Source organism: Pseudomonas sp. PvP001 (assembly GCF_040546375.1).
GTDB classification, from domain to species: Bacteria; Pseudomonadota; Gammaproteobacteria; order Pseudomonadales; family Pseudomonadaceae; genus Aquipseudomonas; species Aquipseudomonas coleopterorum.
This window is the reverse complement of sequence record NZ_JBEPNQ010000001.1, coordinates 2,249,102-2,262,188: the sequence shown is the minus strand read 5'-3', so window position 1 is coordinate 2,262,188 and position 13,087 is coordinate 2,249,102. Positions and strand designations below refer to the sequence as shown.

Here is a 13,087-nt window from a genome sequence, read left to right as displayed (position 1 = left end):
CCGCACCGCCAATCCCCCTCTGAACCTCTTCTGTTCCTGTTTCCCGCCCGCGTGCCTATAATGATCACCTTTTTCGCCCAACGATTTTGCGGAGCTGGTGATGGCCGAACGTATCGCGTTCGTCGAGCGCAACACTCTGGAAACCCAGATCAAAGCCTCGATCAACCTGGATGGCACCGGAAAGGCCCGATTCGATATCGGCGTTCCTTTTCTTGAGCACATGCTTGACCAGATCGCCCGGCACGGGCTGATCGACCTGGACATCGAGTGCAAGGGCGACCTGCACATCGACGACCACCACACCGTGGAGGACGTCGGCATCACCCTGGGCCAGGCGTTCGCCAAGGCCATCGGCGACAAAAAGGGCATCTTTCGCTACGGCCATGCCTACGTCCCGCTGGACGAAGCGCTGTCGCGCGTGGTCATCGACTTCTCCGGCCGCCCCGGCCTGCAGATGCACGTGCCCTATACCCGCGCCACCGTTGGCGGCTTCGACGTCGACCTGTTCCAGGAATTCTTCCAAGGCTTCGTCAACCACGCCAACGTCTCCCTGCACATCGACAACCTGCGTGGGCACAACACCCATCACCAGATCGAAACCGTGTTCAAGGCCTTCGGCCGCGCCCTGCGCATGGCCGTCGCCGTCGACGAACGCATGGCCGGGCAGATGCCGTCGACCAAGGGCGTGCTCTGATGCAGACCGTCGCGGTAATCGACTACGGCATGGGCAACCTGCACTCGGTGGCCAAGGCCCTGGAGCACGTGGGTGCCGGCAAGGTGCTGATCACCAGTGACGCCAACGTCATTCGCGAAGCCGACCGCGTGGTTTTCCCCGGTGTCGGCGCGATCCGCGATTGCATGGCCGAGATCCGCCGCCTTGGCTTCGATGCGCTGGTGCGCGAAGTCAGTCGGGACCGGCCGTTTCTGGGGATCTGCGTCGGCATGCAGGCGCTGATGGAGCACAGCGAGGAAAACGCCGGCGTCGACTGCATCGGCGTGTTTCCCGGCAAGGTGCGCTTCTTCGGCAAGGACCTGCACGAAGACGGCGAACACCTGAAAGTCCCGCACATGGGCTGGAACGAAGTGCAGCAGGCGGTGGACCACCCACTGTGGCACGACATCCCAGACCTTGCGCGCTTCTACTTCGTGCACAGCTACTACATCGAGGCCGGCAAGCCGGGCCAGGTGGTAGGGCGCGGCCATTACGGTCGCGACTTCGCTGCGGCACTGGCCGAAGGTTCACGTTTCGCCGTGCAGTTCCACCCCGAGAAAAGCCATACCCATGGCCTGCAGCTGCTGCAGAACTTCGCAGCCTGGGATGGACGCTGGTAATGGCCAAGGCCAGCAAGCCGCCCATTCTCACCCTGACGCCGGAGCAGGAAAGCGAAGCGGCCGACAAGATCAAGCGGTTCATGCGCGACCGCTTCGATCTGGACCTGGGTTCGTTCGAGGCCCTCGAGGTGCTCGAGCTGTTCACCCGCGAAATGGCTCCACACTATTACAACAGGGCGATTTTCGATGTGCAGGCGCACCTCAGCGAGAGGTTCGAAAGCATCGAGAGCGACCTGTGGGCGCTCGAGAAGAACTGACTTCCGAGCATCGCCGTTCACCGACCCCGAAGGTTTTTGCAGATGCTGATTATCCCCGCTATCGATCTTAAAGACGGTGCCTGCGTGCGCCTGCGCCAGGGCCGCATGGAAGATTCCACGGTGTTCTCGGACGATCCGGTGAGCATGGCGGCCAAGTGGGTCGAAGGCGGCTGCCGTCGCCTGCACTTGGTCGACCTCAACGGTGCCTTCGAAGGCCAGCCAGTGAACGGCGAAGTGGTTACCGCGATCGCCAAGCGCTACCCGCACCTGCCGATCCAGATCGGCGGCGGCATCCGCTCGCTGGAAACCATCGAACACTACGTCAAGGCTGGCGTCAGCTACGTGATCATCGGTACCAAGGCGGTCAAGCAGCCCGAGTTCGTCGCCGAGGCCTGCCGTGCGTTCCCCGGCAAGGTCATCGTCGGCCTGGACGCCAAGGACGGCTTCGTCGCCACCGACGGCTGGGCGGAAGTGAGCACGGTGCAGGTCATCGACCTGGCCAAGCGCTTCGAGGCCGATGGCGTGTCGGCGATCGTCTACACCGACATCGCCAAGGACGGCATGATGCAGGGCTGCAACGTGCCGTTCACCGCTGCCCTGGCGGCCGCGACCCGGATCCCGGTGATCGCTTCCGGCGGTATCCACAACTTGGGCGACATCCGTGCCCTGCTGGACGCCAAGGCTCCGGGCATCATCGGCGCCATCACCGGCCGGGCCATCTACGAAGGCACCCTGGACGTCGCCGAGGCCCAGGCTTTTTGCGATTCGTACAACGCGTAATGGCTAAACGCGGCCCGCGCCCCGGCTTCCTGTAGCAGCGGCGCAAGCCGCGTTCACAGACACCTCGCTCCCAATCCGATCGGAGAACCCCCATGGCCCTGGCCAAACGCATCATCCCTTGCCTGGACGTGGACAACGGCCGCGTGGTCAAGGGCGTCAAGTTCGAGAACATCCGCGACGCCGGTGACCCGGTCGAGATCGCCCGGCGCTACGACGAGCAGGGCGCCGACGAGATCACCTTTCTCGACATCACTGCCAGTGTCGACGGCCGTGACACCACACTGCACACCGTGGAGCGCATGGCCAGCCAGGTGTTCATCCCTCTGACCGTAGGCGGCGGCGTGCGCACGGTGGCGGACATCCGCAACCTGCTCAATGCCGGTGCCGACAAGGTCTCGATCAACACGGCGGCGGTGTTCAACCCCGAGTTCGTCGGCGAAGCGGCCTCGCGCTTTGGCTCGCAGTGCATCGTGGTGGCCATCGACGCGAAGAAGGTTTCCGGGCCGGGCGAAGAGCCGCGTTGGGAAATCTTCACCCACGGTGGTCGCAAGCCTACCGGGCTGGACGCCGTGCAATGGGCGCAGAAGATGGAAGGCCTGGGTGCGGGTGAGATTCTGCTGACCAGCATGGATCAGGACGGCATGAAGAATGGCTTCGACCTGGGCGTGACCCGCGCCATCAGCGATGCGCTGGGCATTCCGGTGATCGCCTCCGGTGGGGTGGGCAACCTGCAGCACCTGGCCGATGGCGTGATCCAGGGCGGCGCGAGCGCGGTGCTGGCCGCCAGTATCTTCCATTTCGGCGAGTACACCGTACCCGAAGCCAAGGCCTTCATGGCCAAGCAAGGCATCGTCGTACGCTGACCCTGTAGCAGCGGCGCGAACCGCATCAAACGTTACCGCGTTGCGCCAATTCCACCGCGGTGCCCGCCGACGCGGCTCGCGCCGCTGCTACAGGAAATCGCAGTGGCTGTAACCGTATTCTGAGTCGCCGCAACCCCTGTAGCAGCGGCGCAAGCCGCGTCGGCGGGCACCGCGATAGGCCTGACGTAACGCATCGAGGCCTGACGCGGCTCGCGCCGCTGCTACAGGAAATCGCAGTGGCTGTAACCGTATTCTGAGTCGCCGCAACCCCTGTAGCAGCGGCGCAAGCCGCGTCGGCGGGCACCGCGATAGGCCTGACGTAACGCATCGAGGCCTGACGCGGCTCGCGCCGCTGCTACAGGAAATCGCAGTGGCTGTAACCGTATTCTGAGTCGCCGCAACCCCTGTAGCAGCGGCGCAAGCCGCGTTGGCGGGCGCCGCGGTAGGCCTGACGCGGCTTGCGCCGCTGCTACGGGGAGCAAGGAGTTGTGTATGTACCATGGCGAACGAATGAACGCCTGGACCCATCTGGTGGGCGCCGTGCTGGCAGCGGTCGGTGCCGTCTGGCTGCTGCTTTTGGCGGCCTTCGAAGGAGACCCCTGGAAGATCGTCAGCGTGTGCATTTATGGCACCACGCTGATCGTGCTCTACAGCGTGTCCACGATCTACCACAGCGTGCGCGGGCGCCGCAAAGCGATCATGCAGAAGCTCGATCACCTGTCGATCTACCTGCTGATCGCCGGCAGCTATACGCCGTTCTGTCTGGTGACCCTGCGCGGGCCCTGGGGCTGGAGCCTGTTCGGAGTGGTCTGGGGGCTGGCGGTGCTGGGCATGTTGCAGGAGATCAAGCCTCGCTCCGAGGCCCGCGTGCTGTCCATCGTCATCTACGCGGTGATGGGCTGGATCGTGCTGGTCGCGGTGCAGCCGCTGCTGCGCCTGCTCGGGTCGGCCGCGGTTCGCCCTGCTGGCTGCAGGCGGTGTGCTGTACACCGTGGGCATCATTTTCTTCGCGCTGGACAAGCGTCTGCGCCATGCCCACGGCATTTGGCACCTGTTCGTGATCGCGGGCAGTGTGTTGCACTTCATCGCGATCTTTTTCTACGTCCTCTGAAGCCTAGAAATCCCCCCACAGCTGCTGGGCCACCGCCAGGGCGACTACCGGCGCGGTTTCGGTGCGCAGCACGCGGGGGCCGAGGCGGGCAGCGTGAAAGCCGCCGGCCTTGGCCTGCTCGACTTCGGCATCGCTGAGGCCACCTTCGGGCCCGATCAGGAACGCCAGGCTGGCAGGCTTGGCGTGGCTGAGCAGCGGCTCTGCGACAGGGTGCAGCACCAGTTTGAGCTCGGCGTCACTGGCGGCGATCCAGTCGGCCAGCACCTGCGGCGAATGAATGACCGGCACGCTGGAACGACCACATTGCTCGCAGGCGCTGATGGCCACCTGTCGCCAGTGGGCCAGACGCTTGTCGGCGCGTTCGTCCTTGAGGCGGACCTCGCAGCGTTCGCTCACCAGCGGGGTGATCTCGCTCACGCCCAGTTCGGTGGCCTTCTGGATCGCCCAATCCATTCGCTCGCCACGGGACAGACCCTGGCCCAGATGGATGGCCAGCGACGAGTCAGGTTGGCCGGTGAACTGTTCGTCGAGGGTGACGCTGACGCGTTTCTTGCCCACTTCCAGCAAGGTGCCCAGGAATTCCTGGCCGCTGCCGTCGAACAGCTGGACCTTGTCGCCGGTGGCCATGCGCAGCACGCGGCCGATGTAGTGGGCCTGGGCTTCGGGGAGTTCGTGTTCGCCCAGGCTCAGGGGGGCGTCGATGAAAAAGCGGGACAGTCGCATGGGGGTGTCTCTGGTGATTTTGTGGTGTTTATTCTGGCCTCTTCGCGGGCAGAGCCCGCTCCCACAAGGACCGCATGAGCGACCGAAACTTCCTGTGGGAGCGGGGCGGGCGGCGAGCCCTCTGCCCGCGAAGAGGCCGGTACAGGCACTGAACAACCTCAACCCGGATCACGAAACCCGGGATGGAAATCTTCAGCCACCTGCACGCTCACGCTGCTGCGCGTGGCGATATCGATCCCCTCGCTGGCCACCTCGGCCAGGAAGTCGATCTGCTCCGGCGTGATCACATAGGGCGGCAGGAAATACACCACGCTGCCCAGCGGGCGCAGCAACGCGCCGCGCTCCAGGGCGTGGTTGAACACCTTGAGTCCGCGTCGCTCCTGCCAGGGGTAGGCGGTCTTGCTGGCCTTGTCCTGGACCATTTCGATGGCCAGGACCATGCCGGTCTGACGCACCTCGGCCACGTGGGCATGGTCGGCCAGGTGCGCGGTGGCAGTGGCCATGCGCTGGGCCAGGGCGCGGTTGTTCTCGATGACGTTGTCCTGCTCGAAGATGTCCAGCGTGGCCAGAGCCGCAGCACAGGCCAACGGGTTGCCGGTGTAGCTGTGCGAATGCAGGAAGGCACGCAGGGTCGGGTAGTCGTCGTAGAACGCGCTGTAGACGTCGTCGGTGGTCACGCAGGCCGCCAGCGGCAGATAGCCGCCGGTCAGCGCCTTGGACAGGCACAGGAAATCCGGGCGAATGCCGGCCTGCTCGCAGGCGAACATCGTTCCGGTGCGACCGAAGCCCACGGCGATCTCGTCGTGGATCAGGTGTACGCCGTAGCGGTCGCACGCTTCGCGCAACAGCTTGAGGTACACCGGGTGATACATGCGCATGCCCCCCGCGCCCTGAATCAACGGCTCGATGATCACCGCGGCCACGCTTTCATGGTGTTCGGCCAGAGTCTGTTCCATGGCCTGGAAGAGGGTGCGCGAGTGTTCTTCCCAGCTCACCCCTTCGGGCCGCAGGTAGCAGTCAGGGCTGGGGACTTTCAGGGTATCGAGCAGCAGGGCCTTGTAGGTCTCGGTGAACAACGGCACGTCACCGACCGACATCGCGGCGATGGTCTCGCCGTGGTAGCTGTTGGTCAGGGTCACGAAGCGCTTCTTGTTCGGTTGGCCGCGGTTGACCCAGTAGTGAAAGCTCATCTTCAACGCGACTTCGATGCACGAAGAGCCGTTGTCGGCGTAGAAGCAGCGAGTCAGCCCTTCGGGCGTCATCTTGACCAGACGCTCCGACAGCTCGATCACCGGCTGATGGCTGAAACCGGCCAGGATCACGTGCTCCAGCTGATCGACCTGATCCTTGATGCGCTGATTGATGCGCGGATTGGCATGCCCGAAGACATTGACCCACCAGGAGCTGACCGCGTCCAGGTAGCGCTTGCCCTCGAAGTCCTCCAGCCACACGCCTTCGCCGCGTTTGATCGGGATCAGCGGCAGCCGCTCGTGGTCTTTCATCTGGGTGCAGGGGTGCCACAAGACCTCGAGGTCTCGTTTCATCCACTGATCGTTGAGTCCCATCTTTCTCTCCCGCGGCAACACGCTTGGCAAACAGTCGCGCAAGCCTATGCAATGAGGCCTCGGCTAACAACCCAAACATGCTCGATGGCGACACTGGCGGGCACTATGCCGCTGGCGTATGCTGCGCGGCAATTTGCCACTGCCGGGGCTCGATCCGGCCATTTCGCTTGCTCTGCCGGAGTTCTCTGCATGTCTGCTGGTTGGTTGCGCGCCTGGGCGCTGATAGTAGTAGGGCTGTTCAGCGCGCAGGCGTTGGGCAATGACAAGGCACAGACGGCGATCGTCGTCGGCGGCGGTCTGGCGGGGCTGACGGCCGCCTACGAGCTGCAGGCCAAAGGCTGGCAAGTCACCTTGCTGGAAGCACGACCCAGCCTCGGCGGCCGCTCGGGTCTGGCCACCAGCGAATGGATCGGCGGCAGCAAGGTCCAGCCGGTGCTCAATGGTTACGTGAACACCTTCAAGCTGGCCACCCAGCCGGCGCCGGAATTCGTCCGTAACCCTGGCTACCTGATCGACGGCGAATACTTCACCGCTGCCGACCTGGCCACCAAGCAGCCAGCGACTGCGGAAGCCCTCAAGCGCTACGAGAAAACCCTGGATGACCTCGCCCGCTCGGTCAAGGATCCGGAAAACCCCGGCGCGACCAGCACCCTGTTCGCCCTGGACCAGATCAACGTGTCCAACTGGCTGGATCGCCTGCAACTGCCCCCTACGGCACGGCAACTGATCAACCAGAAGATTCGTACGCGCTACGACGAGCCGTCGCGTCTGTCACTGCTGTATTTCGCCCAGCAGAACCGGGTCTATCAGGACATCGACGACCGTGATCTGCGCGCCTCGCGCCTGATCGGTGGCAGCCCGGTGCTGGCCCAGGCGTTCGTCAAACAGATCAAGACCATCAAGACCGATTCACCGGTGTCGGCCATCAGCCAGGACAAGGACGGCGTGACCGTCAAAGTGGGCGCCGTGGGCTACCAGGCCAGCTACGTGGTCCTGGCCGTCCCTCTGCGTGCACTGGGCAAGATCGCCTTCACCCCTGCACTGGACAACCGCCAGCTGGCGGCGATCAAGGGCACCAACTACGGGTGGCGCGACCAGTTGCTGCTCAAGTTCAAGACGCCGGTCTGGGACAGCAAGGCGCGGATGTCCGGCGAGATCTACAGCAACACCGGGCTGGGCATGTTGTGGATCGAGCCAGCCTTGAAGGGTGGCGCCAATGTGGTGATCAACCTGTCCGGTGACAACGCCCGCCTGCTGCAGGCCTTTGGCGACAAGCAGATGGTCGACCAGGTATTGATTCGCCTGCACGCGTTCTATCCACAGGCGCGCGGTGCCTACACCGGCTACGAGATCCGTCGCTACAGCACCGATCCTTCGTATGGCGGCGCGTACCTGGCCTACGGACCGGGGCAGATCAGCAAGTTCTGGAAGGTCTGGGAGAAGCCGCAGCAGCGCATCGCCTTCGCGGGCGAACACACCGACTCGCTGTACCCCGGCACGTTGGAAGGCGCGCTGCGCAGCGGTCAGCGTGCTGCCGGCCAAGTGGTTGATCTGGCGGCAGGCAAGTCCTTCGAACCGGTCAAGGTCGCGCCGCCTGCAGCAGCGCCGGTCAAGGCTGCCGAGAGCAAGCCTGGGTTCTTCTCCAAGTGGTTCGGCGGCGGCGAGACGCCAGCGGCCAAGCCCGTCGAGCCTGCACCTGCGCCAGTACCGGCGCCTGCACCTGCTCCCGTTCCAGCGCCCACGTCTGCACCTGTTCCGGTGCCCGCCGTCGTGCCCGCGCCCGCACCGGTCAAGGCAGAGCCTGCGAAGAAGGCTGCGCCGGTGAAGAAAGTGGAAACGAAAAAACCGGAGCCCAAGAAGGCCGAAACCAAGAAGCCTGTGGTCAAGAAGCCGGCCGAAGCGAAAAAACCGGTTGAATCCAAAAACAAGGTAGAAGTAACGAAACCTACAGTGCAGCCGTAGGTTTCGCACCGCAGCCGTCGGCCTTTTCACGGGTCGGCGGCGCCTTTACGCGTATAAAACCGCGTTCCTGGCCTCAGAGCAGTGCGCTTAATACTGTCTTAATCAACTTTATCGATATTTCAAAGCGAGATTTTCCGCTTTAATCCGATAGATAAGTCAGTCATCTTGAGCGCAGTTCTTACAAGGTCCAGGCACATGCAACTACGTAATTCCACTTCACGCTATGGCTGGGTCAGCATCGTCCTGCACTGGGGCGTCGCGCTGACCGTATTCGGGCTTTTCGCTCTTGGGTTGTGGATGGTGGGCCTGGGTTACTACGACCCATGGCGCAAGGCCGGACCTGACCTGCACAAAAGCATCGGCCTGGTGCTGTTCTTCTTCATGCTCGTGCGCGTGGTCTGGCGCTTCATCAGCCCACCCCCGCCGCCCACACCCAACCAAGGCAAGCTGACCCGCACGGCGGCTCATCTGGGGCACCTGTTCCTCTATGCGGACCTGTTCCTGGTGATGAGCGCCGGCTACTTGATTTCGACCGCAGACGGGGTGGGCATTCCGGTTTTCGGGCTGTTCGAAATACCGGCGCTGGTCAGCGGCCTGCCCAATCAGGCGGAAACCGCCGGTACCGTGCATTTCTACCTGGCTTGGGTACTGGTGATATTCGCCGTACTGCACGGCTTGGCTGCATTGAAACACCACTTCATCGATCGTGATGCAACCCTCATCCGTATGCTGGGTCGCAAAGCTTGACTGCCGTACCTATCAAACTCCAAGAGGAATACTCCCCATGTTGAAAAAGACCCTCGCTGCACTCGCCATTGGCACTGCCCTGTTCACTGCAGGCCAGGCCATGGCCGCTGACTACACCATCGACAAGGAAGGCCAGCACGCTTTCGTCGACTTCAAGATCAGCCACCTGGGCTACAGCTTCATCACCGGTACCTTCAAGGACTTCGACGGCAAGTTCAGCTTCGATGCCGCCAAGCCCGAAGACGCCAAGATCGACGTGACCCTCAAGACTGCCAGCGTGTTCACCAACCACGCCGAGCGTGACAAGCACATCAGCAGCAAGGACTTCCTGGACGTGGCCAACTTCCCGGAAGCCACCTTCAAGTCCACCAGCGTCAAGCCGACCGGCAAGAGCGCCGATGGCAAGACCACTGCTGACGTGACCGGTGACTTGACCTTGCATGGCGTGACCAAGCCCGTCGTGATCAAGGCCACCTTCCTGGGTGAAGGCAAGGATCCATGGGGCGGCTACCGTGCCGGCTTCGAAGGCACCACTTCGATCAACCGCAAGGACTTCGCACCCAAGTCCATGGACCTGGGTCCACAGTCGGACACCGTCGAGCTGTACTTCACCTTCGAAGGTGTGAAAGCGAAGTAAGTGATTCGCTGACATGAAAAAACGCCGCAGCCTGTGAGGGCTGCGGCGTTTTTTTGTATCCGGCATGGGAGCCGTGGTTAAACCTTCGCGGGCAGAGCCCGCTCCCACAGGGCGGCGAGCCTGCCTACCTCATGCTCAGCCTTCGCGATTGCGCGTCAGCAGGGCAGGTTTTTCACCCCGCGGGCGGCTCGGCAATTGCTCCAGTTGCTCGGCAGTCGGGAAACGATCGATCTTCGATTCCTTGTGCACGATCACCGGTTGGCTCGGGTTGCGCGAGTTGCTCACCGCCGGTTCCTGGCGGGGCTGCTCGTCGCGCGCCGGACGGCGGTTGCGCGGGTTGCTGTCGCGACGTGGCTGGCCGTCACGAGCGCCACCCCCGTTGCTGCGCGGACCGCGCTTGGCGCCGGCGTTGTCGCCAGTGCCGGCCGAACGTGCGCCGCCACCGTTGCGCGGTGCGCCACCGGCAGGGCGACCCTGGCGAGGCGCTGCTGCTGGAGCAGTACCACCGGCCGGTGCAGAACCGGCAGGACGACGACCGCGCCCTTGGTTCTTGCCCTGATAGGGGCTGACGTAATCCGCACGGTTGCCGAAGTTGTCCACTTCGTCATCGAGGAATTCGTCCGGCGCACGGTTGGCGGAAACCGCCGGTTCTACGGCCGCGCGTGCAGCCTGTGGCTGACGTGGCTTCTGGTCACGGGGTTGGCGTTCAGAACGCGCCCCGGCGGGCTTTTCCTTGCCTTTGTCCTTCCCTTTGTCCTTGCGACCGCTGCTGGCGTTGCTGGTGCCATCGCCGCGAGGTGCGCGAGCACCGCGGGCATTGTTGGCCTGAGGACGCTCGCGCACCTCGGGTTTTTCCGCTTCCACGGTGCTGGCATCGAACCCCATCAGATCACCGTCCGGGATCTTCTGCTTGGTCATGCGCTCGATGCTCTTGAGCAGCTTCTCTTCGTCTGGCGCAACCAGCGAGATCGCCTCGCCACTACGACCGGCACGACCGGTACGGCCGATACGGTGCACGTAGTCTTCGTCGACGTTGGGCAGCTCGAAATTGACCACGTGTGGCAGCTGGTCGATGTCCAGGCCACGCGCGGCAATGTCGGTGGCGACCATGATGCGTACGGAGCCGGCCTTGAAGTCGGCCAGGGCCTTGGTGCGCGCGTTCTGACTCTTGTTGCCGTGGATCGCCACGGCGCTCAGACCGTGCTTCTCCAGGTACTCGGCCAGGCGGTTGGCGCCGTGCTTGGTACGGGTGAACACCAGCACCTGCTCCCACGCGCCCTGAGTGATCAGGTGCGCCAGCAGCGAACGCTTGTGGCTGGAGGCCAGGCGATAGACGCGCTGCTCGATACGCTCGACCGTGGTGTTGGGCGGCGTGACTTCGATGCGCTCGGGGTTGTGCAGCAGCTTGCCGGCCAGGTCGGTGATGTCCTTGGAGAACGTCGCCGAGAACAGCAGGTTCTGACGCTTGGACGGCAAGCGCGCAAGGACCTTCTTGACGTCATGCACGAAGCCCATGTCGAGCATGCGGTCGGCTTCGTCGAGCACGAGGATTTCAACGTGGGACAGATCGACGCTGCCTTGGCCACACAGGTCGAGCAGACGGCCCGGGCAGGCCACCAGCACGTCGACGCCGCGGGACATGGCCTGTACCTGCGGGTTCATGCCGACGCCGCCGAAGATGCAGGCGCTGACGAACTTGAGGTCGCGGGCGTAGAGCTTGAAGCTGTCGTGAACCTGGGCAGCCAGTTCGCGAGTGGGGGTCAGGACCAGTACACGCGGTTGGCGCGGGCCGTGACGTTGGGATTTGTCCGGGTGACCACCTGGGAACAGCCGCTCCAGAATCGGAAGGGCGAAGCCGCCGGTCTTACCTGTACCTGTCTGAGCGGCGACCATCAGGTCGCGGCCTTGCAACACGGCGGGAATGGCCCGCTGTTGCACCGGGGTGGGCTGGGTGTAGCCCGCTGCCTCGATGGCGCGGACTAGAGCCTCGGAGAGACCGAGGGAAGCAAAGGACATGAGTAATCCTGTTCTAGTAGGGGCTTATGCCCGAGGGATAATCTTGCCTGGCGCGACGGGTGTGCGGTGACACTGTCGCGTCCGGTCCTGCTGGGGTTGCAAAGTGCGCTACACGAAGCGGTGCGCGGGCTCAGGCCCAGCTGGCAGGTGCTTCGAGAGGCCTTGGCAAGGCCGAGCGGCCGGACGTAAGCCTGGCACAAGGGCCGAGTATAACAGAGCAATCACATTGCGCTGCTTTCACGCTGCCCAGCGGTGCCTGCGGGCGATGGCTGCAGTGTCTGCGGCGCAGCGGAAGGTATCGTTTTACCACTCATTGGCTCGACGGCATAGCGTGCCAGTAGCTGCTCATAAGCAGGTTCCTGCTTGAACCGGCGCAGTTCGGCAGCGAAACGCTGCACCAGCAGATCCATTCCGGCGCCTCGGCGCACCGCCAGAAACTGCGGATTGTTGCCGATCTCCAGGGGCAGCGGACTGACCCGCTGTTGCAGGCCCAGCCGCTTGACGGTGTACTCGCCGACGCGGCGGTCGGTGATCAACAGGTCGATGCGTGCCTTGGCCAGCTTGCCGAAGTTGGCTTCCTGGCTGGGCCCGCTCTCGCGAACGACACCGGGCGCCTGTTCGAATGCGTCGCCGTAGTCGTAGCCAGCGGTGATGCCCACGGTCAGCCCGTCGAGGTCGGCCATGCTGCGCACCGGGTGCGGTCGGTCATTGGCCTGGTAGAACACCCATTCCACTTCCGACAGCGGTTCCTTGGCATAGAACAGGCTGGCATCGCGTTCGTTGGTCTGGAAGATGTCGAGGATCCCATCCGCCTGGCCCTGGTCGAGCATGGCCAGGCAGCGTTTCCATGGCAGGAATTGCCACTGCACCTGGATGCCCAGGCGTTCGAAGATCAGCGCCGTGATGTCGTAGTCGATCCCTTGCGCGCTACCGTTCTCCTCGAACGCGTAGGGCGCCCACGAATCGGTGACGATGCGCAGCGTTTCGCCATGGGCCTGCAGGCACCAGCAAAGGAGAAGCGCAGAGGGCAACGAACGGAGGATGGCAACCATGGGCCGGAGATTACGACGCCTTGCCGCGCTTGAAAAGGTCTA

Annotated in this window: 12 protein-coding genes and 1 pseudogene; 9 read left to right on the top strand and 4 right to left on the bottom strand. The window is 63.6% G+C overall.

Annotation, left to right across the window (positions count from 1 at the left end):
• Positions 1 to 100 precede the first annotated feature (100 nt).
• The 6 genes and pseudogenes from hisB to trhA all read left to right on the top strand — a co-directional run bounded on the left by hisB (position 101) and on the right by trhA (position 4,343).
• On the top strand, positions 101 to 694 hold the full coding sequence (gene hisB / locus ABMD26_RS10330) for an imidazoleglycerol-phosphate dehydratase HisB (RefSeq protein ID WP_043191647.1): 594 nt from the start codon (positions 101 to 103) through the stop codon (positions 692 to 694).
• Positions 694 to 1,332 (top strand): imidazole glycerol phosphate synthase subunit HisH, encoded by a 639-nt coding sequence (hisH, locus tag ABMD26_RS10325; RefSeq protein ID WP_049861647.1) that lies wholly within the window; start codon positions 694 to 696, stop codon positions 1,330 to 1,332. Before hisB ends, hisH begins: the two co-directional genes overlap by 1 nt.
• Positions 1,332 to 1,589 (top strand): DUF2164 domain-containing protein, encoded by a 258-nt coding sequence (locus ABMD26_RS10320; RefSeq protein WP_049861648.1) that lies wholly within the window; start codon positions 1,332 to 1,334, stop codon positions 1,587 to 1,589. The genes hisH and ABMD26_RS10320 overlap by 1 nt, the downstream gene beginning before the upstream one ends.
• Before the next feature lie 42 nt (positions 1,590 to 1,631).
• Positions 1,632 to 2,369 (top strand): 1-(5-phosphoribosyl)-5-[(5-phosphoribosylamino)methylideneamino]imidazole-4-carboxamide isomerase, encoded by a 738-nt coding sequence (gene hisA / locus ABMD26_RS10315; protein WP_049861649.1) that lies wholly within the window; start codon positions 1,632 to 1,634, stop codon positions 2,367 to 2,369.
• A gap of 92 nt (positions 2,370 to 2,461) precedes the next feature.
• Positions 2,462 to 3,232 carry an imidazole glycerol phosphate synthase subunit HisF gene (gene hisF, locus ABMD26_RS10310; RefSeq protein WP_043191638.1) on the top strand — a complete coding sequence of 257 codons (771 nt, stop codon included), beginning with the start codon at positions 2,462 to 2,464 and terminating at the stop codon, positions 3,230 to 3,232.
• Positions 3,233 to 3,724: 492 nt separating this feature from the next.
• Positions 3,725 to 4,343, top strand: a pseudogene (gene trhA, locus ABMD26_RS10305) (PAQR family membrane homeostasis protein TrhA).
• A gap of 3 nt (positions 4,344 to 4,346) precedes the next feature.
• Here trhA and ABMD26_RS10300 read toward each other — a convergent pair.
• Entirely contained in the window at positions 4,347 to 5,066 is a 720-nt protein-coding gene (locus ABMD26_RS10300; RefSeq protein ID WP_354309367.1) for a 16S rRNA (uracil(1498)-N(3))-methyltransferase, read from the bottom strand.
• Positions 5,067 to 5,224: 158 nt separating this feature from the next.
• Positions 5,225 to 6,631, bottom strand: a complete 1,407-nt coding sequence (locus ABMD26_RS10295; protein ID WP_192000788.1) for an adenosylmethionine--8-amino-7-oxononanoate transaminase — start codon at positions 6,629 to 6,631, stop codon at positions 5,225 to 5,227.
• Between the two features lie 189 nt (positions 6,632 to 6,820).
• On the opposite strand from ABMD26_RS10295, the gene ABMD26_RS10290 reads away from it, so the two are divergent.
• The 3 genes from ABMD26_RS10290 (at position 6,821) to ABMD26_RS10280 (ending at position 9,977) form a co-directional block, all read left to right on the top strand.
• Positions 6,821 to 8,593 carry a flavin monoamine oxidase family protein gene (locus ABMD26_RS10290; protein WP_354309365.1) on the top strand — a complete coding sequence of 591 codons (1,773 nt, stop codon included), beginning with the start codon at positions 6,821 to 6,823 and terminating at the stop codon, positions 8,591 to 8,593.
• Between the two features lie 195 nt (positions 8,594 to 8,788).
• Complete coding sequence (locus ABMD26_RS10285) at positions 8,789 to 9,340, top strand: cytochrome b (protein WP_049861654.1); 552 nt, start codon at positions 8,789 to 8,791, stop codon at positions 9,338 to 9,340.
• 37 nt (positions 9,341 to 9,377) lie between these two features.
• On the top strand, positions 9,378 to 9,977 hold the full coding sequence (locus ABMD26_RS10280) for a YceI family protein (RefSeq protein ID WP_049861655.1): 600 nt from the start codon (positions 9,378 to 9,380) through the stop codon (positions 9,975 to 9,977).
• A gap of 135 nt (positions 9,978 to 10,112) precedes the next feature.
• On the opposite strand, the gene rhlE2 is transcribed toward ABMD26_RS10280, so the two are convergent.
• On the bottom strand, positions 10,113 to 11,993 hold the full coding sequence (gene rhlE2 / locus ABMD26_RS10275) for an RNA helicase RhlE2 (protein ID WP_049861656.1): 1,881 nt from the start codon (positions 11,991 to 11,993) through the stop codon (positions 10,113 to 10,115).
• Between the two features lie 221 nt (positions 11,994 to 12,214).
• On the bottom strand, positions 12,215 to 13,045 hold the full coding sequence (locus ABMD26_RS10270; protein WP_354309361.1) for a substrate-binding periplasmic protein: 831 nt from the start codon (positions 13,043 to 13,045) through the stop codon (positions 12,215 to 12,217).
• Positions 13,046 to 13,087: the final 42 nt, after the last annotated feature.